Source organism: Vibrio sp. Vb0598, from assembly GCF_033338935.1.
In the GTDB taxonomy this organism is placed as follows: domain Bacteria; phylum Pseudomonadota; class Gammaproteobacteria; order Enterobacterales; family Vibrionaceae; genus Vibrio; species Vibrio alginolyticus.
On the sequence record NZ_JAWOTP010000009.1, the window covers coordinates 107,590 to 127,512 of the forward strand.

The 19,923-nt window shown below is 44.5% G+C and carries 15 protein-coding genes; 9 read left to right on the top strand and 6 right to left on the bottom strand.

Going from position 1 to position 19,923, the window contains the following annotated elements; all coding sequences use genetic code 11:
- Nucleotides 1-53 precede the first annotated feature (53 nt).
- On the bottom strand, nucleotides 54-971 hold the full coding sequence (locus R7Q38_RS11590; RefSeq protein WP_318114231.1) for a DMT family transporter: 918 nt from the start codon (nucleotides 969-971) through the stop codon (nucleotides 54-56).
- 93 nt (nucleotides 972-1,064) lie between these two features.
- On the opposite strand from R7Q38_RS11590, the gene R7Q38_RS11595 reads away from it, so the two are divergent.
- From R7Q38_RS11595 to R7Q38_RS11605, 3 genes are all read left to right on the top strand, one after another.
- Nucleotides 1,065-1,970 carry a LysR family transcriptional regulator gene (locus tag R7Q38_RS11595; RefSeq protein ID WP_033906526.1) on the top strand — a complete coding sequence of 302 codons (906 nt, stop codon included), beginning with the start codon at nucleotides 1,065-1,067 and terminating at the stop codon, nucleotides 1,968-1,970.
- 266 nt (nucleotides 1,971-2,236) lie between these two features.
- The gene (locus R7Q38_RS11600; protein ID WP_225452537.1) at nucleotides 2,237-3,064 is read left to right on the top strand and encodes an MBL fold metallo-hydrolase; all 828 of its coding nucleotides are present in this window, start codon (nucleotides 2,237-2,239) and stop codon (nucleotides 3,062-3,064) included.
- Between the two features lie 250 nt (nucleotides 3,065-3,314).
- A complete protein-coding gene (locus R7Q38_RS11605) occupies nucleotides 3,315-3,716 on the top strand; it encodes a VOC family protein (protein ID WP_005388788.1) in 402 nt (133 codons plus the stop codon).
- A gap of 239 nt (nucleotides 3,717-3,955) precedes the next feature.
- On the opposite strand, the gene gcvP is transcribed toward R7Q38_RS11605, so the two are convergent.
- The 3 genes from gcvP to R7Q38_RS11620 all read right to left on the bottom strand — a co-directional run bounded on the left by gcvP (nucleotide 3,956) and on the right by R7Q38_RS11620 (nucleotide 8,676).
- Nucleotides 3,956-6,820, bottom strand: coding sequence for an aminomethyl-transferring glycine dehydrogenase (gcvP, locus tag R7Q38_RS11610; protein WP_318114232.1), 2,865 nt, complete (start codon nucleotides 6,818-6,820; stop codon nucleotides 3,956-3,958).
- 126 nt (nucleotides 6,821-6,946) lie between these two features.
- On the bottom strand, nucleotides 6,947-7,327 hold the full coding sequence (gene gcvH, locus R7Q38_RS11615; protein ID WP_005376432.1) for a glycine cleavage system protein GcvH: 381 nt from the start codon (nucleotides 7,325-7,327) through the stop codon (nucleotides 6,947-6,949).
- Between the two features lie 53 nt (nucleotides 7,328-7,380).
- Nucleotides 7,381-8,676 carry a serine hydroxymethyltransferase gene (locus tag R7Q38_RS11620; RefSeq protein ID WP_005376430.1) on the bottom strand — a complete coding sequence of 432 codons (1,296 nt, stop codon included), beginning with the start codon at nucleotides 8,674-8,676 and terminating at the stop codon, nucleotides 7,381-7,383.
- A gap of 379 nt (nucleotides 8,677-9,055) precedes the next feature.
- Here R7Q38_RS11620 and R7Q38_RS11625 point away from each other — a divergent pair, with 379 nt between their 5' ends.
- Both R7Q38_RS11625 and gcvT read left to right on the top strand, forming a co-directional pair.
- Nucleotides 9,056-9,679: a helix-turn-helix domain-containing protein gene (locus tag R7Q38_RS11625; protein WP_005376429.1), complete on the top strand. Its 624-nt coding sequence runs from the start codon at nucleotides 9,056-9,058 to the stop codon at nucleotides 9,677-9,679.
- A 260-nt stretch (nucleotides 9,680-9,939) separates the two neighbouring features.
- Nucleotides 9,940-11,058 (top strand): glycine cleavage system aminomethyltransferase GcvT, encoded by a 1,119-nt coding sequence (gene gcvT / locus R7Q38_RS11630; protein WP_053303572.1) that lies wholly within the window; start codon nucleotides 9,940-9,942, stop codon nucleotides 11,056-11,058.
- A 71-nt stretch (nucleotides 11,059-11,129) separates the two neighbouring features.
- Here the strand turns inward: gcvT and vdeR are convergent, their stop codons facing one another.
- Nucleotides 11,130-11,858, bottom strand: a complete 729-nt coding sequence (vdeR, locus tag R7Q38_RS11635) for an efflux transporter transcriptional repressor VdeR (RefSeq protein WP_005376423.1) — start codon at nucleotides 11,856-11,858, stop codon at nucleotides 11,130-11,132.
- 160 nt (nucleotides 11,859-12,018) lie between these two features.
- Here vdeR and R7Q38_RS11640 point away from each other — a divergent pair, with 160 nt between their 5' ends.
- The 4 genes from R7Q38_RS11640 (at nucleotide 12,019) to R7Q38_RS11655 (ending at nucleotide 18,098) form a co-directional block, all read left to right on the top strand.
- Nucleotides 12,019-13,092 (top strand): efflux RND transporter periplasmic adaptor subunit, encoded by a 1,074-nt coding sequence (locus tag R7Q38_RS11640; RefSeq protein WP_318114233.1) that lies wholly within the window; start codon nucleotides 12,019-12,021, stop codon nucleotides 13,090-13,092.
- Complete coding sequence (locus tag R7Q38_RS11645; protein WP_154204341.1) at nucleotides 13,092-14,153, top strand: efflux RND transporter periplasmic adaptor subunit; 1,062 nt, start codon at nucleotides 13,092-13,094, stop codon at nucleotides 14,151-14,153. The genes R7Q38_RS11640 and R7Q38_RS11645 overlap by 1 nt, the downstream gene beginning before the upstream one ends.
- Entirely contained in the window at nucleotides 14,153-17,212 is a 3,060-nt protein-coding gene (locus R7Q38_RS11650) for an efflux RND transporter permease subunit (RefSeq protein ID WP_318114234.1), read from the top strand. The genes R7Q38_RS11645 and R7Q38_RS11650 overlap by 1 nt, the downstream gene beginning before the upstream one ends.
- 175 nt (nucleotides 17,213-17,387) lie before the next feature.
- Nucleotides 17,388-18,098 (top strand): hypothetical protein, encoded by a 711-nt coding sequence (locus R7Q38_RS11655; protein ID WP_064377087.1) that lies wholly within the window; start codon nucleotides 17,388-17,390, stop codon nucleotides 18,096-18,098.
- Between the two features lie 82 nt (nucleotides 18,099-18,180).
- Here the strand turns inward: R7Q38_RS11655 and fruA are convergent, their stop codons facing one another.
- Complete coding sequence (gene fruA, locus R7Q38_RS11660; RefSeq protein WP_005376409.1) at nucleotides 18,181-19,920, bottom strand: PTS fructose transporter subunit IIBC; 1,740 nt, start codon at nucleotides 19,918-19,920, stop codon at nucleotides 18,181-18,183.
- Between the last annotated feature and the right edge of the window lie 3 nt (nucleotides 19,921-19,923).

The following is a 19,923-nucleotide window of genomic DNA, read 5'->3' on the forward strand; positions in this document are numbered from 1 at the left end:
CCAATTAACAAAGTATTGCTCTAAATAATGCGACTTAAGGTTGGCGTCTATTTTTACTCCACCACCTTCCGTAAACGAGCAAAAGGTGCTGAGTTACCTATATACACGCCAGCCGCAACGATAAAGACGCCTAAAACATTTTCCCATTGAGCCTGCTCACCAGAAATGAACGAAATCAGTAGAGTGAATACCGGCATAATATTAAATAATGGAGACATTTTATCTGGACCAAGAACGATAGCACCTTTCATCCAAAAGTAATAAGCGATCAAAGTGCCAAACAGGCTCATGTACGCTATTAGTGATAAGTCTTTAAATGTTATGGCATTTAAGCTACGGCTAAAGTCGCCGTGGTACATCGCTATAGCGACCATTTGAATGGCACCAATACTTAACACCCAACGTAACTGCTGAGTTACTGGGATATGAGATGTTAAACGCTTCGCTAGAATTGTGTATAAACACCCACTAATTAAAGCAAATAACATGTATAGATCACCAATATTACTATTGCTGCTAATAGAATGAATATTTCCCCCTGTAATGACGATTACCACTCCACAAAAACTGATTAGTGCACCTAAAATAGTTTTAACCGAAATGGAAGTTTTGAGAATAAAGCCCGACAACAAGATAGTGACAAGTGGTAGATTTGCCTGAACAACCGCTGCGTTAACTGGGGTAGTAAAGCTCATTGCAGAGAAAATAGAGAAGTTTTGGATAGTTACACCCACGGTTGCTATAACAAACAACGACAACATACTTTCTCGTGTGAGTTTGGCTCCATATGGAGAGCGTTTAGTTCCTCTTATCAGTAAGAGTATTAAAGCTGCAACGGAAAATCGTAACGTCGCTGAATCCAAAGGAGAGACATCGCTATTAATAGCCTTTATTACGTTAAAGTTACTAGACCAAAAAAAGAAAAAGATAGCGACAACAACACCGCACCAAATTGATAAATGCTTAGACATAGATCTTCCTGATAAAAATTAACTTGACGCGATAATGCTATATATTTCATATTTGATTTTTAATAGCCAAATTTAAGAGGGTTAATCCCAAATATGGAACGTCACTCTTTGGATGACCTTTTGTTATTCGTTTCTGTTGCTCGCTATCAAAGCCTAACACAAGCATCTGAGCGTCTTAATGTCCCGTTAGCCACGCTAAGCCGGAAGTTAAAAAGGCTGGAAATAAACTTAAATTGCAGACTATTTAACCGCAGTGCACACCACTTTGCGTTAACAACTGATGGCGAAAAATATTATCAACTCTGTGAGCCGTTACTTCTTAGCTTAAATAATGTGACATCGAGAATTGCGACTGAGCGTCAGTCTTTAAGCGGAACGATCAAAATATCAGCGCCAATTAACATGACACAGATGTGGTTAAAGCGGTGCGTTTATGAATTTGCAGAGCAACATCCGAAGATATGTATCGATTTAGATGTACAGAATGAAAAAATCAATCTTGTATCTAACCGTGTCGATGTTAGTTTTCGTCTTGGTGATCTTATTGAACAAGACTGGATTGCTCAGAAATTATGGTCGATTCCATTTGCGCTTTGTGCATCACGAAGCTATTTAGAACAACACCAACCGATTACCCATCCAGAACAACTTGTTCATCATCGCCTAATTACGGTAAACAACGACAGCCAATGGAAATTAGTTAATCAAATCACCAATGAAACATTTGATCATCCGCTAAAGTTTCAATTCACTTCAAATGATGTACTGCTAGTTAGAGACGCCGTCATCCATGGTTTAGGAATTGCGTGGATTCCAACCTATTACTTTCATGAGCTAAATCATGATCAACATAACCTGCTGCCTTTGTTGCCAGAATGGCAATGCTCGGGTAAAGAAGTATTCATTATGTATCGAGACCGCGATAAAAGGCCTGCAAGAGTTGATGCATTTATTGAACATGTCTTAAATTGGAAAAATCGCATTCAAATGTTTGCTTGAAAGAGGTTTATCACATTGTGCTGTGCCGGTAACCTCAAGTGAAGCTTCATGACTCTGCTTCAATTGAGTTCATTTATTTAACCTCTAAAAGAATCATGAATACATAGGCAGTTAATGGGATTCGAGTTTACAAGTGATTCGGTCAGCTAAAACTCAAGCTAAGTAGAAAGTATTTGCAGTTGTATTTGCCTCTGAAAATCGTTTAGAGCTTTCTCATCCGCGAGGTTCTATAAGAAATTATTAAGGATATATTTGTGTGTGATTTCGTGAAAAAAATTATTGTAGGTTTACTTTTCAGTGCTTCGTCTTTTGCTTCCTTAAGTCAATATGTTCCAGCAATGAATGATAAGAACGGTTATGTAGAACCATTTCAGATGTTTGATAATGTCTATTATGTAGGAGACAAGTGGGTCTCATCATATGCCATTGCTACAGACGACGGACTTGTTATCATTGATACGCTTGACTTCCCTTACTCTGAGTGGATACCTATCAACCTAGAGAAGCTAGGGCTAAAAGATAAGCCAATAACGCACATATTGGTAACTCATGGGCATTCTGACCACGTTGGGGGCGCCCAGTTACTTCAAGAGAAGTATGGTTCCAAAGTCGTGATGACCAAAAGCGCTCATGAACTATCTATACAGCAATCAAACAAAAGCGAAGGTGAGAACAAGTTCCTTCCTCCAAATTTAGACATAGAGATAAAAAGCGATAGCTCTATGGCTATTGGTGGACATGAGTTTAAGTTCTATCTCACACCTGGCCACACGGAAGGTGATTATTCCTTAGACTTCACTGTTGAAGATAATGGCGAACAATATCGTGCTTTTATCGTTGGTGGGCATAGCGTAAGTAGCAATGATCCAGAAGTTATTGGCCAGTTCCTGACTAGCATGGAGAAAATTAGAAAAATTTCACTACAGGCACCTATTGTGAACGTTAACCTTTCGAACCATCCACATAAAAATTTCCTTTTTGAAAATAGGAAGAAGCTCGGTACAAGCGGTAACCCGTTTATCAGTGAGGCAAACTTCTTCATGTTCCTTAAGCAACAAGAAGATTTAGCTAAGGGAAAACTAGAAGAACTATAATACCGTGGTATACGAGCAGCCTTCGTTATTAGGTTAGAGATTTGCTCTTGAGTTATAGCTAAGGCTTTGATGAGTTGCTCAATCAAGATTCGACACTTGTGGTAGCTATATTGTTTGTAGGTTCTAGTGGCAAAGGCGCTGTGCGTAAACATTCGTATTGTGTGCCTTAAACATTTGCAAGGCGTTACGTGCTTTCTAGAAAAGTCTCAAAATAGCGTACAATTAGCGTTTTGACACAGCGGAAATCATCATGGCCAAAACTGTTCAGCAGCAAATCGGAAACATTGCTCTAGTCGTTGAAAATTACGACGATGCTATCGAATTCTATACTCAAAAACTTCAATTCACTCTGGTTGAAGATACCAACCTAGGTGGTGGTAAACGCTGGGTTCAAGTTTCTCCTCCAAACTCCAATGGTACAAACCTACTTTTAGCTCAAGCGAGTACACCGGAGCAAACGCATGCAGTAGGAAATCAAACAGGTGGTCGTGTTTTCCTGTTTCTGCAAACTAATGATTTTTGGCGTGACTACGAGTTGATGAAGAAAAATGGTGTTGTATTTAATGAAGAGCCTCGTGTGGAAGAATACGGGACAGTGGTGGTGTTCCAAGATCTCTATGGTAATAAATGGGACTTACTGCAACTGAACTAGAAACTACATAGCACCTGCATAACATAGTGTTCATGAGGAGTTTCCAACAAGCTTTTAAGGCTCTGAGATATTAGTGCTAATTCAAAGGTTCTCAGAAGTCACTGTATTTCTAAATCACTTTTGTGCAAACAATAACTAGCCATCATTCCTTCTCGATGTATCAACAAATGTTAGGGCGGCACACCAAAAACAAAGGCGAACCAAACGGTTCGCCTTTGTCGATTTAGAGACTACAAAAATTAATCTTCGTAGTTATCGATGCTTGGGCATGAACAGATTAGGTTACGGTCGCCGTATACGTTATCTACGCGGCTTACCGTTGGCCAGTACTTCCAAGATTTGGTCGCTTTAGACGGGAAGCAGCCAATCTCGCGAGAGTAAGGGCGGTCCCAATCTTCAGCTGAAAGATCAACTTGAGTGTGTGGCGCGTTAACAAGTGGGTTGTTATCCAGTGGCCATTCACCGTTTTTCACTTTCTCCATTTCTTCGCGGATAGCGATCATCGCATCACAGAAGCGGTCCAGCTCTTCTAGATCTTCCGATTCCGTTGGCTCAACCATTAGCGTGCCCGCTACAGGGAACGACATAGTTGGTGCGTGGAAACCGTAGTCCATTAGACGCTTCGCGATGTCTTCTTCGCTGATACCTGTTTCTTCTTTCAGCGGACGAATGTCGATAATACATTCGTGCGCTACGCGGCCATTTTTGCCACGGTAAAGAACAGGGTAGTGTTGGCGAAGTGTTTCCATCACGTAGTTTGCGTTCAGAATTGCTACTTTTGTAGCATCTGTTAGGCCAGCTTCGCCCATCATTGCGATGTAAGCCCAAGAGATAGGCAGGATAGAAGCGCTACCCATATCTGCTGCTGATACTGCGAAATCTGCGCCTTCTACACCGTCTTCAATATGCCCTGGCAAGAAAGGAGCTAGGTGAGATTTCACACCGATAGGACCCATACCCGGACCGCCACCACCGTGCGGGATGCAGAAGGTTTTGTGTAGGTTTAGGTGAGAAACGTCTGAACCGATGAAGCCTGGTGATGTTAGACCAACCTGCGCGTTCATGTTAGCGCCGTCTAGGTAAACCTGACCACCGGCGGCATGAACCATTTCACACACTTCTTTCACTTTCTCTTCGTAAACGCCGTGCGTCGAAGGGTAAGTGATCATAATGCTTGATAGGTTGTCTTTGTGTTTCTCGATTTTCGCTGCTAGGTCGTCGATGTCGATGTTGCCTTCTTCATCACACTTAACCACAACCACTTTCATTGACACCATAGATGCTGTCGCAGGGTTAGTACCGTGCGCAGAGCTTGGGATCAAACATACGTTGCGGTGACCTTCGCCACGGCTTTCGTGGTAGCGTTGAATCGCGATAAGGCCTGCGTACTCACCCGATGCACCAGAGTTTGGTTGTAGTGAGAATGCGTCATAGCCAGTGATTTCACATAGCTTTTCTTTAAGGTCTTTTGCGAGTGCTGCGTAACCAGCTGCTTGTTCTGCTGGTGCGAACGGGTGGATCGAACCAAACTCAGGCCAAGTTACTGGAATCATCTCTGCTGCTGCGTTCAGCTTCATCGTACAGCTGCCCAGTGGGATCATGCCGTGCGTGAGTGAGAAGTCTTTGTTCTCTAGCTGTTTTAGGTAACGCATCATCTGTGTTTCGCTGTGGTGCGTGTTAAACACAGGGTGTGTTAGATATTCTGTTGTGCGGCGCAATGCTTCTGGAATGGCTGCAAACTCGTTGCCTGCGATTTCAGTTGATAGTGCTGCGACTTCTTCTTTCACACCGAATACTGCGAATAGGGCTTCTACATCTGCCACGGTTGTGGTTTCGTCGAAGCTTACACCTAGCTGAGTATCCAACTTACGTAGGTTGATGTCTGCGGTTAGTGCTTTCGCGTATAGGTCTTCAGTTTGTGCGCCTGTGTTGATAGTGATGGTGTCGAAGAAGCTGTTGTGAGCAAGCTCGAAGCCGCCTTTAGTTAGGCCAGCGGCTAGGATGGCTGTCATGTGGTGCGTACGACGAGCAATCGTGCGTAGACCTTCTGCGCCGTGGTAAACCGCGTAGAAAGACGCCATGTTCGCTAGCAGTGCTTGAGCAGTACAGATGTTTGAAGTCGCTTTTTCACGACGGATGTGCTGTTCACGCGTTTGCATTGCCATACGCAGTGCTTGGTTACCGTTGGTATCGATAGAAACACCGATAACACGCCCAGGCATTGTACGCTTGTGCTTATCACGAGTTGCCATGAAAGCAGCGTGTGGACCGCCGTAACCCATCGGCACGCCAAAACGTTGTGCTGAACCGATTGCTACGTCTGCGCCCATTTCACCTGCAGGTTTAAGCAGGGTAGAAGCAAGAAGGTCCGTTGCTACAGTCACTAGTGTTTTGTTTGCTTGCGCTTTAGCGATGATGTCCGTTAGGTCACGAACTTCACCTGTTGTACTTGGGTATTGAACTAGTGCGCCGAACACGTCTTGCTCTGGTAGTGATTCTAAAGAACCAACCAAGACTTCAAAGCCGATGAATTTCGCACGAGTTTTTACCACTTCGATGGTTTGTGGGTGAACGTCGTCAGCAACGAAGAATACGTTGCTCTTGCTTTTACCCGCACGCTTACAAAGTGTCATCGCTTCTGCTGCTGCCGTTGCTTCATCAAGCAATGACGCGTTCGCGATTTCCATACCAGTAAGATCCATCACCATTTGTTGGTAGTTTAGAAGTGCTTCTAAACGACCTTGTGAGATCTCTGGTTGGTAAGGGGTGTAAGCAGTGTACCAGCCCGGGTTTTCCATCACGTTGCGTAGAATCACGTTCGGCGTGAAGGTGTTGTAGTAACCCTGACCAATGAATGTACGTTTAACTTGGTTCTGATCGGCGAACTTACGCATGGCTGCCAGCATGTCTGCTTCGCTTTTCGCTTCTGCCAAGCTCATTGGTTGCTCTAGGCGAATTTGTGCTGGTACGGTTTCGTCGATAAGCGAATCTAGGCTAACTGCGTTGATCGCTTCCAACATTTTCTGTTGGTCAGATTTGTTTGGTCCATTGTGGCGAGCAACGAACTCGTTTTGTGTGCTGAGGCTTTGAAGTAATTCAGTCATTGTCCTTTACCTACTCCTTGGTTCGGGTAACGGATTTGCGTTACTGATAAATTAAATTATACGTCCGAACCTAGAAAAAAAGCTGTTCTCTAAACAGGCTAGGGAACAGCTTTCGTCACATCCTAATTACTCTTCTTCGATAGAGTTTAGGTATTCGTCTGCGTCTTTCAGGTTATCTAGTTCAGATACATCAGACATCTTCACTTTTACGATCCAGCCACCTTCGTACGGCTCTTCGTTAATTAGCTCTGGGCTGTCTTCTAGTTCTTCATTGATTTCTACGATTTCACCAGTGATTGGTGCGTAGATGTCTGACGCTGCTTTTACAGATTCAACGAGAGAGAAGCTTTCACCTGCTTCAACTTCGTCTTCTACGTCTGGTAGGTCAACGAATACCACGTCACCTAGCATTTCTTGTGCATGCTCAGAAATACCAATTGTTACTGTGCCGTCACCGTTATCACGTACCCACTCGTGGCTATCTGCAAACTTCAGTGTTTTGTCCATTGCTTAATCTCCGAATAACTTGTCAGGAATTATTATGATTTCAAAAAAATCGTTTACTGGTATAGAGGAAAGCGACTGCAAAGTTCTTTTACTTCTTTGCGAACGCGTTTTTCAACTTCTGCGTCACCTTCAGGGTTGTTCACTAAACCGTCCAGTACGTCACCAATCCAATTACCGATGAGTTTGAATTCTTCAGCGCCAAAGCCGCGGCTTGTACCCGCAGGCGTTCCTAAACGGATGCCCGATGTAATCATAGGCTTCTCTGTATCGAATGGGATGCCATTTTTGTTACATGTGATCCCAGCACGCTCTAGAGCTTCTTCTGCTTTATTGCCTTTCAACCCTTTCGGACGAAGGTCAACCAGCATTAGGTGCGTGTCTGTACCACCAGTTACGATGTCGCAACCGCGAGTTTGCAATACTTCCGCTAGGACTTTTGCGTTATTGATCACCGAATCAATATAAGTTTTAAATTCAGGGCCAAGCGCTTCACCAAATGCGACCGCTTTGGCTGCGATAACATGCATCAGTGGGCCGCCTTGTAGGCCAGGGAATACGGCTGAGTTGATTTTCTTAATGATGTCTTCGTGGTTAGTAAGAATCATACCGCCGCGAGGGCCACGCAATGTTTTGTGTGTTGTAGTCGTAACAACGTGTGCGTGTGGCAGTGGGCTAGGGTGTGCGCCTGTTGCGATAAGACCAGCGATGTGCGCCATGTCGACCATAAGAATTGCATTTACTTCGTCTGCGATTTCACGGAATTTTGCAAAGTCGATAGTACGTGGAATAGCGCTACCACCTGCGATGATCATTTTAGGTTGGTGCTCAAGTGCTAGCTCACGAACATCTTCGTAGTTAATTTCTAGTGTTTCGCGATCAACACCGTATTGAACTGCATTAAACCATTTACCAGAAAGTGCAGGGCGTGCGCCGTGCGTCAGGTGACCACCTGCGTCTAAAGACATACCAAGAATGGTGTCACCAGGTTGAAGCAGTGCCAGCTTTACTGCGCCGTTTGCTTGTGCGCCTGAGTGTGGTTGAACGTTTGCGTATTCACAATTGAAAAGTTTTTTTGCGCGTTCGATAGCAATGGCTTCCACTGTATCTACGTGCTCACAACCACCATAGTAACGGCGACCTGGGTACCCTTCAGCGTATTTGTTTGTTAGGCATGTGCCTTGAGCTTGCATTACCGCTTTAGAAACAATGTTCTCAGAAGCGATAAGTTCGATTTGTTCGTTTTGGCGAGCGGATTCCGCTTGAATTCCAGCAAAGACAGCATCATCTGTCGCAGAGAGGTTGGTAGAGAAAAAGTTTTCCAAGCTGTGGTTAGGGTAACTCTTATTCATGGTAGTTGACCTTCCAAATCTGAAAATGAACCCGCAATAGATGAGTTATGATTTGCGGTTGTGGTTCATTTGTCCTCAAAAACAGCTGAACTGCGTAGCAGAACAGAGTGAACATCCGGCCCTAAATTTGGGCAAAAACTCCGTTGGATTGCGTGTTTCTTTTACCAATCTCTTACGGAAATATGCATCTCTACATCTAACAAGTTGGTAACATAGCGCCTGTGGCGGGAACAATCAACCAAAAATTTCCTATAGGAAACAAGATTTCAAAATTTGTTAACAAGAGCACGCTTTAATTCACTTGGTGGACTTCTATCCACTATGTGCTTCATGCACAATGCGAGTAAGACAAAAAATATGGATATCTATAGAGGGATTTATGGCAGAAAGTATTTACGATGAATACCCATCGATGACGTTGGCAAAAGAGCAACATGACCAAAATATCGAGCCGTTAAAACTGGGCCAGCGTATTAAGGATATCCGCTCGAAACTCGGTATCACATTAGAAGAAGCGAGTCAGAGAACCGGGCTTGCTCGATCTACACTGAGCAAAATAGAAAATGAGCAGATCTCCCCGACGTTTCAAGCGATGCAAAAATTGGCACTAGGCTTACAAATTGACATGCCACAACTCTTTGAGCCACCTAGAAAAAAGGTAGCGACAGGGCGCAGGGATGTTACCAAGAAGAATGAAGGTAAACCACACCCAACACAAACCTATGAACATGAACTGCTCGCGACACAACTTTCCAATAAGAAAATGATGCCGTTTAAGAGCCAAATTCGAGCTCGTAGTTTTGATGAATATAAAGACTGGGTTCGTCATGACGGCGAAGAATTTTTACTTATCTTATCTGGTGAGGTCATGTTCTATTCTGAGTTTTACGAACCTGTTGTTTTAAGCGAGGGAGACAGCGTTTATTACGATGCAAATATGGGACATATGTTGACCAGTGTTAGCGAGGAAGATGCGCTCATTTTGTGGGTGACAGCCAAATAGTGATAAATACTTGTAAATTTCCTATAGTGAAAGCAAACGATTGCTATTGGTGGTCGTTATGATGAAAAAGCGCTTTTTTGATGAGAGCTTACTCATTAAAGCGCTTTTTTTGTACGATTTGTTGTGATTAAAATGTTAAGAGTCACACTTTTGCAAGTCGATCTACGTCTTGTTCGTGCAAAATAGAATGAGCCATGTTTATTATTGGAAACACATCGAATGCCGATAGCATTCTCGGGTCTATCTAAATGGAGACGAAAATGACTCAAGAACTACTGAAAACACCACTACACGCACTTCACGTTGAAGTTGGTGCCAAAATGGTCCCGTTCGCGGGTTACGATATGCCTGTTCAGTATCCTCTAGGCGTAAAGAAGGAACACTTACATACTCGTGATGCGGCAGGTCTGTTTGATGTTTCTCACATGGGACAGCTTCGCCTAATTGGTGACGGTGCAGCTGCGTTCCTAGAAACATTAGTCCCAGTGGATATTGTGGATCTTGAGTCTGGTAAACAGCGTTACGCTTTTTTCACTAATGAAGAGGGCGGCATCATGGACGACTTGATGGTGGCTAACCTAGGCGATCATCTGTTTGTGGTTGTGAACGCAGCATGTAAAGCACAAGATATCGCACACCTACAAGCGCATTTACCATCTGGTGTTGAGCTAGAAATTATCGAAGACCGAGCTCTACTTGCAATCCAAGGCCCTAAAGCGGCAGCTGTATTGGCGCGTTTTGCACCAGAAGTTTCTGAAATGCTGTTCATGGATATTTGTAAAGTCGATGTTTTAGGCGCCGAGTGCATTGTTTCTCGTAGTGGTTATACAGGCGAAGACGGTTACGAAATCTCGGTTCCTGCTGACAAAGCGGAAGAGCTAGCACGTAAACTGACTGCGGAAGATGAAGTTGAATGGATTGGCCTTGGTGCTCGTGATTCACTTCGTCTTGAGTGTGGCCTTTGTCTATACGGTCATGACCTAGACACAACAACAACACCTGTTGAAGCGAGCTTGCTATGGGGTATCCAAAAAGTTCGTCGTATTGGTGGTGAACGTGAAGGTGGTTTCCCTGGCGCAGACATTATTCTTAAGCAGATTGAGACTAAAGATGTGGCGCGTAAGCGTGTGGGTCTAGTAGGTCAAACCAAAGCGCCAGTGCGTGAAGGTGTTGAACTGTTTGATGCTGACGGCGTTAAAATTGGCGTTGTAACCAGCGGTACGGCGGGCCCGAATGCAGGTAAGCCAGTCTCAATGGGGTATGTTCGTGCGGATTTGGCGGCGATTGGTACTGAAGTGTTCGCTGAAGTGCGTGGCAAAATGCTACCAATGACAGTTGAAAAAATGCCGTTCGTACCACAACGCTACTACCGTGGTTAAAACGAATTGAAACAAAAATGCCGAGCTTTGTAGCTCGGCATTTTTTATGTCTTCTTTTCGCTTGTTTACTTTTAGTTTACTGCTTCATCAATAGTACAGCACATATCAATAACGATATCTTCAAGCTTTTCCGGATGAATCATCTCTTCTTTTGGGATCCCAAATTGAGAGGCCATAATGGTATTAAACAATTCCCAATGCTTGATCAGCAGTTTTTCGCGATTATCTGCAATATCCGGCCATGTTTCTTGCATCATTGGCGCGAGACTGACAGCACCATGTGCGAAGATCAACATTTGCCACTTTGATTCCCACTGATCAAATTGTGCATTAGGGTTTTCGCTGTTGTACTGCTCGAAAATTCCGGTAAATATTGCAGCGAACTCATCTTTTGACTTTAAGAAATACTGCAGTAGAGCACCGTCATCGCCTTGTCGAATGGCATCGGCGATCATCTGTACTGGATGAGGATTGACGAGAGCAAATGCTAGCATGCGAACCATAAACAGATAAATTTTTCTATTCGAAGGTGTGTTCTCCGGCATTTCATTGATGAGTTCAGCCATATAGCACTGCATGAACTCGTCCATTGCATCGCTAACCGCTTGCCAGATTTTCTCTTTGCTGCCGAAGTGGTGACGGATCAAACTATGTGAAACACCAGCCTTTTCACTGATATTGCGCAGCGAGACACGCTCGTAACCAAGTTCACAAAACATATCTGCTGCCACTTTAAGGATCAGACACTTAGTTTGTTCTGCTGCTTCAGCACTTCTACGCCCCTGCTTTCTTTCATTCATAGTTCGAATTTTCCCGAATATTAATCACGCGCTTACTTTTACCAGAAACCGAACGCTTTGACTAATTAATTTGCTATCCACCTGGAAAATATGTTGATCAATTTCAAATTCTGCTTATACTGCACGGCTGTGTAATATATAAAACCTACGGAGAAAGCGGGTGCGAAAACAATATTTAAAGCGCACTTTAGTTGGCGCAGTGGTGACATTAAGTCTTTCTGGGATGCTAACTGGGTGTAATAAAGCCATTTCTGAGCCGTCTGAACCTTTAATCAAACCTGTAAAATTACTGGCGGTGAAAGACCTAGAACTTGAAGACTCGCACGCCTTTTTAGCGCGTATTGATGCAACACATCGCACGCAGCTTTCTTTTCAGGTTGGTGGAGAGGTTGATGAATTACGTGTACGCATGGGTCAAAAAGTCCAAAAAGGTGAAGTGCTCGCAACGTTAGACCCTAAAGATCTTCAGCTTGCGTTAGATGCCGCTCAAGCGCAGTACGCGTTAGCGAAAACACAATGGGACCGCGCGAAAAACCTTTACGGAAAAAAACTCATTAGTACTGATGAGTACGATCAGAAAGAAACTCAATATAAAGCGGCATTGGCGAACTACGAACAAGCTAAAACCGATTTGAGCTATACCAAAATTCACGCACCGTTTGATGGCATTGTGTCATATACCTATGTCAACCCGTTTCAAGTAGTAGCAGAGAAGCAGGAGATCTTGAATCTCATTGATAACACGACGTTGGATGTGTCGTTCACCTTGCCTGTAAGTTATGCGGAATCCGTATCACTTGAGTCACTGCAAAACTCCGATATGTGGGTGACGATGGATAGCGAGCCAGGAAAACGTATTCCTGGGCAATTTAAAGAAATTTCGACGCAGCCAAACATCGATACCAATAGTTATGAGGCGATCGTGACCATCACTCGACCAGAAGATCGCAATTTGCTGACAGGTATGACAGGGCAGGTACACATTGCTAAACAACATGTATCGGACGCGATGACGTTACCTCAGTCTGCTTGGGTTAACAAAAATGGGACGCAAGGTGAAGTTTGGGTAATGGACAGAAACACGCAGCAGGTCAATAAAGTCACAGTTTCACTTGATGCAGCAGGTGGTGTGAAAGCCGGGCTTGATAACAATGATTACGTTGTTATTGCTGGTGTTGAGAGACTGGTTGAAGGACAAGTGGTGAAAGCTTGGGTTCGTGAGGGAGGCATTTAATGAAACATTCTCTACTTACGATCTCTGCGATTGCACTTGCAGTTTTAACAGGGTGCAAAAATGAAAACCAAGCTATCGTCGAGCAGCCACTTTTTGTGTCGACTATCTCGGTGGATGCACCAGTACAAAGTCAACATCGCGCGTTCAAAGGCATAGTAGTGCCTGCAGAGCAAACGCCAATGGCATTTCGCCGCGCTGGGGAAGTTCAGCACGTATTGGTTAAAGCGGGTGACGTTGTTAAGCAGGGGCAAATGATCGCAAAGCTAGATGATAGCAAAGAGAAGCAAGCCGTGAATGACGCAGAAGCACAATACACACTTGCAATTCGTCAGCTTAAACGCGGTGAAGACTTGCATGCACGTCAAATGATTTCAAAAGCGGAACTTGATGAGCTAACCGCCAATAAAGAGCTAGCTGAGGCTACTTTCTATAACGCGACCAATCAATTGAATTACACCCGTTTATTCGCCCCTTTCGCCGGTAAAGTATCTGATGTTTTCAAAGAACGTTTTGAGCGTGTGGCAATTGGTGAACCCGTGTTAAACCTATACCAAAACGATTTGGTTTACGTGCGTATTGAGCTTTCCGACAATGTTTTAGCGATGGTAGACCCAAACTCAGACAGCATGAGCTACAAGCCTAGAGCAACCTTTTCCGGCATCGATGGCAGATTTGCTTTGGACTATTTAGAGCACACAAGTGAACCCAACGCTGAAACTCAAACCTACGAAATGTACTTGACGATGCCACAGCCAAAAACAGAGATATTGCCGGGAACCAGCGTAAGCGTTTTGGTCGATATGGTGAAGGCGGGCATTACCTCTATTGATGGTTACAGTGTTCCTGTCACGGCGCTTCAAGCAGGCAGTGAAGGGAATGAGTTCTTTGTGTGGAAAAAAGAAGGTGACATTGTCACACGAGTGCCTGTCATGATTTCTCAAGTGAATGGCAATGGAGCCATTGTGTCGTCAGGTGTTAGCCAGGGCGATATTCTGATTAATTCAAATCTGCGTAAATTACGCGAAGGTAAACATGTGGATGTTGTGGAGAATAACCAATAATGAACATTGCTGAGTATTCAATAAAAAACAAAGTCATCAGCTGGTTGTTCATTATTATCCTTGCTGTTGGTGGTTTAACGTCATTTTTGGAGCTTGGACGATTAGAAGACCCGGCATTTACGATCAAAGATGCCATGATCATCTCAACATACCCTGGCGCGACGTCAAAAGAAGTTGAAGAAGAGCTGACGTATCCTCTAGAAAAAGAGATTCGAAAACTCCCTTATATCGACAAAATTACCTCTACGTCTTCTAATGGTATGTCTCAAATAACGGTGAGCATGGAAATGGACTATGGTCCTGATGAACTGCCGCAAATTTGGGATGAAATGCGCCGTAAAATTAATGATTTACGACCATCATTGCCTCAAGGTGTTCAGTCTTTACAGATCATTGATGATTTCGGTGACGTTTATGGCGTGATGTTAATGCTCACTGGTGACGATTACGACTATGTAGAGCTGAAACGTTATGCGGATTACCTGACCCGTGAAATCGAGCTTGTTGATGGTGTTGGTAAGGTAGACATCACGGGCGATCAGCAAGAAATGCTATTCGTTGAGATCTCACTTGATCGCCTTGCTGCACTGAACTTAGACATGAATGTGGTTTCGAGCTTGTTGAACCAGCAAAACAATGTGGTTTCAGCAGGTGAAGTGATGGTCAATGGCGAAAGCCTTGTTATTCGCCCAAGCGGCACCTTAAACACAGTAGAAGCACTAGAAAATCTGATCATTCATGGCCGTGACACAGGAAATCTAATTCGTCTAAAAGACGTAGCAACGATTTCTCGCGGTATTCAAGAGAAGCCAAGCAACGTCGTACTCTTTAACGGTCAAAAAGCGATTAATATCGGTATCTCGTTTGCATCGGGTGTGAATGTGGTTGAGGTTGGTGAACGTTTGGATGCGGAGCTCGCGAGCCTTGAGTCTATCAAGCCTGCTGGCATCGATATGAACTACTTTTACAACCAAGCCAATGAGGTGGATGAATCTGTTAAAGCGTTTGTAATTAGTCTAGCGGAGGCAGTGGCGATCGTAATCATTGTGTTGCTGTTTACTATGGGTTTACGCAGTGGTGTCATCATTGGAGTTGTGTTGTTATTGACGGTATTTGGTACCTTCATCTTGATGAATTACAACAACATCGAACTGCATCGTATTTCTCTTGGCGCGTTAATTATTGCCTTGGGTATGCTGGTTGATAACGCGATTGTTGTCGTGGAAGGCATATTGGTTGGCCTAAAGAAAGGGCGTACCAAAGTTCAAGCGGCTGTCGATATTGTAAAGCAAACACAATGGCCTTTGCTGGGCGCAACTGTTATTGCAATTACGGCTTTTGCACCTATCGGTTTGTCGCAAGATGCGACAGGTGAGTTCATGGGCTCTCTATTCTGGGTGCTGTGTTTCTCACTATTTTTAAGCTGGATTACCGCCATTACACTGACGCCTTTCCTTGCCGATCTTTTGTTGAAAGAGGAAAACAAAGAGCAGGGTACTAGCGAAGATGATCCTTATAAAGGCTGGTTGTTTGTCGTATTTGGGGCATCGCTGAAATTTGCATTGCGATTCCGCTGGCTTACCGTTGCTGGCATGGTGGCGCTATTAGTGGGTGCTGTCGTGGCATTTGGTAATGTAAAACAGCAGTTCTTCCCACCATCGAATACGCCGATGTTCTACGTGGATATGTGGATGCCAGAGGGTACTGACATTCGTGAAACGATCAAAAAAGCTGAAGAGGTCGAAAGCTACATTCGTCAGCAAGATGATATTGACTTTGTTTCTGCTTCGATTGGGCAGGGCCTACAGCGTTTTGCTTTAACCTATCAACCAGAAAAAAGTTACGAAGCGTACGCTCAGTTCCAAGTTCGCGCGACTGATCGTGAGAAAATGTTTGGTTTGCTGCATAAGTTAGATGCGAATCTGGCGAAAACATTTGATGCGCCTACGTTCCAGTTTAAATTGATGGAATTTGGTCCATCACCAGCGTCTAAGATCGAAGCGCGTATTACTGGCCCTGATCCACAAGTTTTACGTGACTTGGCGGTGCAAGTTGAAGACATCCTTCATACCGATCCTGGTGCCCGAAACATTCGTCACGATTGGCGAGAACACACCAAGGAACTTGTACCCGTTTTCAATGAGTCTAAAGCTCGTCGCTTAGGTATTTCGAAAGAAGATCTTTCAAGCACACTGCAAATGGCGTTTGGTGGTAGCACCTTAGGTTACTTGCGTGATGGTACACATACGTTGCCAATTATGACACGCCTTCCTGAAGAAGAACGCGTAGATTTTGAATCACTACAAAACGTGACCATTTGGAGTCCTTCGTTGCAAACGTATATTCCGGTTGATCAAGTGATTGATGGCGTTCAACTGGATTGGAGTGAGCCGCTAATTCAGCGTCGTGACCGTAAGCGTACGTTAACCGTTCTCGCGGACCATGATGTGTTGAGTGACGACACGGCAGCAAGCTTATTTGCTCGTGTACAGCCTAAAGTGATGGCATTGCATGTTCCAGAAGGATACGAAATCACATGGGGTGGTGAGTACGAATCATCCAAAGATGCACAAGAAGGCCTATTCGGTTCATTGCCGATGGGTTACTTGTTGATGTTCATCATTACTATTTTATTGTTTAACTCAATCAAAAAGCCGTTGGTCATTTGGTTCACCGTTCCGTTAGCGATCATTGGCGTTGCTTTTGGTTTGCTTACCACGAACATGCCGTTCAGTTTTACAGCATTCCTTGGTTTGTTAAGCCTAAGTGGCATGATTTTGAAAAACGGTATTGTGTTGCTTGACCAAATTAACCTTGAGTTGGAGTCTGGTAAAGATCCTTACCTCGCGATTGTTGATAGTGCGATAAGCCGCGTTCGTCCGGTAAGTATGGCGGCACTAACAACTATCTTGGGGATGATTCCACTGGTCTTCGACGCCTTCTTTGGCTCGATGGCAATAACGATTATGGCAGGTCTTGGTTTTGCTACTGTACTGACACTGATAGTGGTGCCAGTGATGTTTGCAATTCTGTTTAGGGTAAAACCGACCACTGCATAGGGACTCCTGGCTATTTGCCAGCTTCCTGCCTAGCCCTGAAGGTTTTCTTCGGGGCTTTTTTGATCTTACTAATATAGACCAAACCATTCATTTGCTTGATTTTAATGATTTTCTTACGATTACAATGCAAATCATGCGTATACTGATGTAACGACACATCAAAGATTGAGATTACATGAATAAGCGCATATTAAACGGACTCTTCTTCGTTGGTTCTTTCACCTTGGTTGGCTGCACCGCGACGGATAGCATGCCGACAGAAACCAAACAACCTGCCCCTAAAATTAACAGTGTTAGTGCCGAAGTCATTTCCAGTTGGATTGATAGTAAGGTTTTAGCCCCTGAAGGGCTGTCGCTCGAGCAAGACAATCTACGTTATCTATCGGGTAGCGCCGACCTAAACAGCGACGGAAAGGCAGAACACATAGTGTTGCTTCAAGATCGCTATTTCTGTGGTAGTGGTGGCTGCTCTGCATATATGTTTGATAATGAGGGAAACGTTATTAATCGAATGTCGGTAACTCGCACGCCTATTGTACTAGCCGACAGTTACAGTAATGGTTGGCAGGACTTTATCGTTTGGAGTAATGGCTCATATCGACTCATGAGTTACAACGGTGAGTCTTATCCAAGTAACCCGTCACTAGAGCCAAAGGTGGATCGAGACGCTAACCAGCAGGCGGCAATCGCAAATGTAATGGCGACAGAGCTTTATCAGCAAGACGGCTATGACATTCTGCCCGCAGAGTCAAAAACCTTGTGGACGCCAGCTAACGTTTACCACTTTACCTTCAAGCACTACGGTGACCCGCATAGCGCTTATCAAGCAACGGTGGATATGAGCAGTGGGGAAGTAGACATTGTAGCCGTTCCGGCTGCGGAATAAAAAACACCTCCCTTAACCGGAATTAAAGGGAGGTGCTAAATGCCAAATTCGAGGGTGGCATTGTTAACCGGAGTCGCTCTAATTAAGCTGCGACTTCTTGTTTCGCTTCTGCTTTGCTTTTTAAGAATGCGTAAGTAAAGCCAGTTACCGCTGTACCTGCTGCAATAGCCACTAAATACATTAATACTGGTGAAATTGCGTTAGGAATTAGCAGCACGAATAGACCGCCGTGTGGTGCCATTAATTTCGCACCGAATAGCATCGATAGGGCACCAGTAAGTGCGCCACCTGCCATACAAGATGGAATCACGCGCATTGGATCTTTCGCAGCAAATGGAATTGCGCCTTCAGAGATGAAACAAAGGCCCAAGACAAATGATGCTTTACCTGCCTCACGTTCATTTTGTTCAAATTTGTTCTTCGCAATGAAGGTCGCTAAACCCATACCTAGCGCAGGAACCATACCTGCGGCCATGATTGCCGCCATTGGCGCGTAAGTTTGTGAAGCCAAAAGGCCAACACCAAATGCGTAAGCGGCTTTGTTTACCGGGCCTCCTAGGTCGAAACACATCATTGCGCCAAGGATAATACCCAGTAGTACTGCACTGTCAGATCCCATGTTGTTTAGGAAGTCAGTCAGGCCGTTCATGATGCCTGAAACTGGGCCGCCTACGATGTAGATCATGACAAGGCCAGTGAACAATGTTGCTACAAATGGAATGATCAGAATCGGTTTAAGCGCCTCCATCGATTGTGGCAGTTTCACCTTATCTGCGAGGAGTTTCGCTGCGTAACCGGCAATGAAGCCAGCTGCGATACCACCTAGGAAACCAGCACCCGTTGAACTTGCTAGCATACCACCAACAAGACCAGGAGCCAGACCAGGACGGTCAGCAATTGAGAACGCGATGTAACCAGCAAGTACAGGAATCATCAATGCGAATGCAGAGCCACCACCAATGTTCATCAAGGCTGCTGCTAGTGTGCCTTCTTCTTTAAATGCTTCAATACCGAACACGAAAGATAGAGCGATGATCAAACCACCTGCAACGACGACAGGAAGCATGTGCGAAACACCCGTCATTAGGTGTTTGTAAGCGCCTTTTTTCTCTTCGGTGGAAGATGAAGAGTTAGCTGAACCAGAATGTTGATACACCGTGGCTTGCTCGAATGCTTTGTCCATCTCTTCGGCTGTTTTCTTCAGAGCTGGACCTGTTTTCGTGCGGTACATCTTTTTGCCGTTAAAGCGATCAAGTGGCACTTCAATATCCGCAGCAATGATCACCAGATCGGCGTCTGCAATTTCTTGCTCAGTCAGTTGGTTTTTAGCGCCAACTGAACCACGAGTTTCCACCTTGATTTGATGGCCACGACGCTTGCCTTCTTCTTCTAAAGCTTCTGCCGCCATAAAGGTATGCGCAACGCCAGTAGGGCATGCCGTGATTGCAACAATCTTCTTTGATGCTGATGTTGTATCTGTAGTGATAGGGGCTGCAAGTGTGGTTGCTTTTTCAAGTAAAGTGGCGTTTTCAACCGCTTGCTGGAGAAACGCAGTTGCGTCTTTTGCTACTTCGCTAATTTCCGCTTGGTAAACCTTTTTTCCTACAAAACGAGAAGTGTCGACGCTAGTATTTGCCGCAATGACAATGACTTCTGCTTGTTCAACGTCAGCTTCCGTCAATAGTGTTGGTTCAACCACACTTGATTGACATTCTATTTTGGCATTCCAGTTTAATTTTGCGGCGGCTTGTTCTAGTAATCCTGCCGCAAGGATGCTATTTGCTACACCGCTCGGACAGGCAGTAATAATGGCAATATTCATACG

Excerpts from the sequence above, each read along its gene's own strand:
- R7Q38_RS11590 (WP_318114231.1), bottom strand. The coding sequence starts at position 971 with ATGTCTAAGCATTTATCAATTTGGTGCGGTGTTGTTGTCGCTATCTTT.
- R7Q38_RS11595 (WP_033906526.1), top strand. The coding sequence starts at position 1,065 with ATGGAACGTCACTCTTTGGATGACCTTTTGTTATTCGTTTCTGTTGCT.
- R7Q38_RS11605 (WP_005388788.1), top strand. The coding sequence starts at position 3,315 with ATGGCCAAAACTGTTCAGCAGCAAATCGGAAACATTGCTCTAGTCGTT.
- gcvP (WP_318114232.1), bottom strand. The coding sequence starts at position 6,820 with ATGACTGAATTACTTCAAAGCCTCAGCACACAAAACGAGTTCGTTGCT.
- gcvH (WP_005376432.1), bottom strand. The coding sequence starts at position 7,327 with ATGGACAAAACACTGAAGTTTGCAGATAGCCACGAGTGGGTACGTGAT.
- R7Q38_RS11620 (WP_005376430.1), bottom strand. The coding sequence starts at position 8,676 with ATGAATAAGAGTTACCCTAACCACAGCTTGGAAAACTTTTTCTCTACC.
- R7Q38_RS11625 (WP_005376429.1), top strand. The coding sequence starts at position 9,056 with ATGGCAGAAAGTATTTACGATGAATACCCATCGATGACGTTGGCAAAA.
- gcvT (WP_053303572.1), top strand. The coding sequence starts at position 9,940 with ATGACTCAAGAACTACTGAAAACACCACTACACGCACTTCACGTTGAA.
- vdeR (WP_005376423.1), bottom strand. The coding sequence starts at position 11,858 with ATGAATGAAAGAAAGCAGGGGCGTAGAAGTGCTGAAGCAGCAGAACAA.
- R7Q38_RS11645 (WP_154204341.1), top strand. The coding sequence starts at position 13,092 with ATGAAACATTCTCTACTTACGATCTCTGCGATTGCACTTGCAGTTTTA.
- R7Q38_RS11650 (WP_318114234.1), top strand. The coding sequence starts at position 14,153 with ATGAACATTGCTGAGTATTCAATAAAAAACAAAGTCATCAGCTGGTTG.
- R7Q38_RS11655 (WP_064377087.1), top strand. The coding sequence starts at position 17,388 with ATGAATAAGCGCATATTAAACGGACTCTTCTTCGTTGGTTCTTTCACC.
- fruA (WP_005376409.1), bottom strand. The coding sequence starts at position 19,920 with ATGAATATTGCCATTATTACTGCCTGTCCGAGCGGTGTAGCAAATAGC.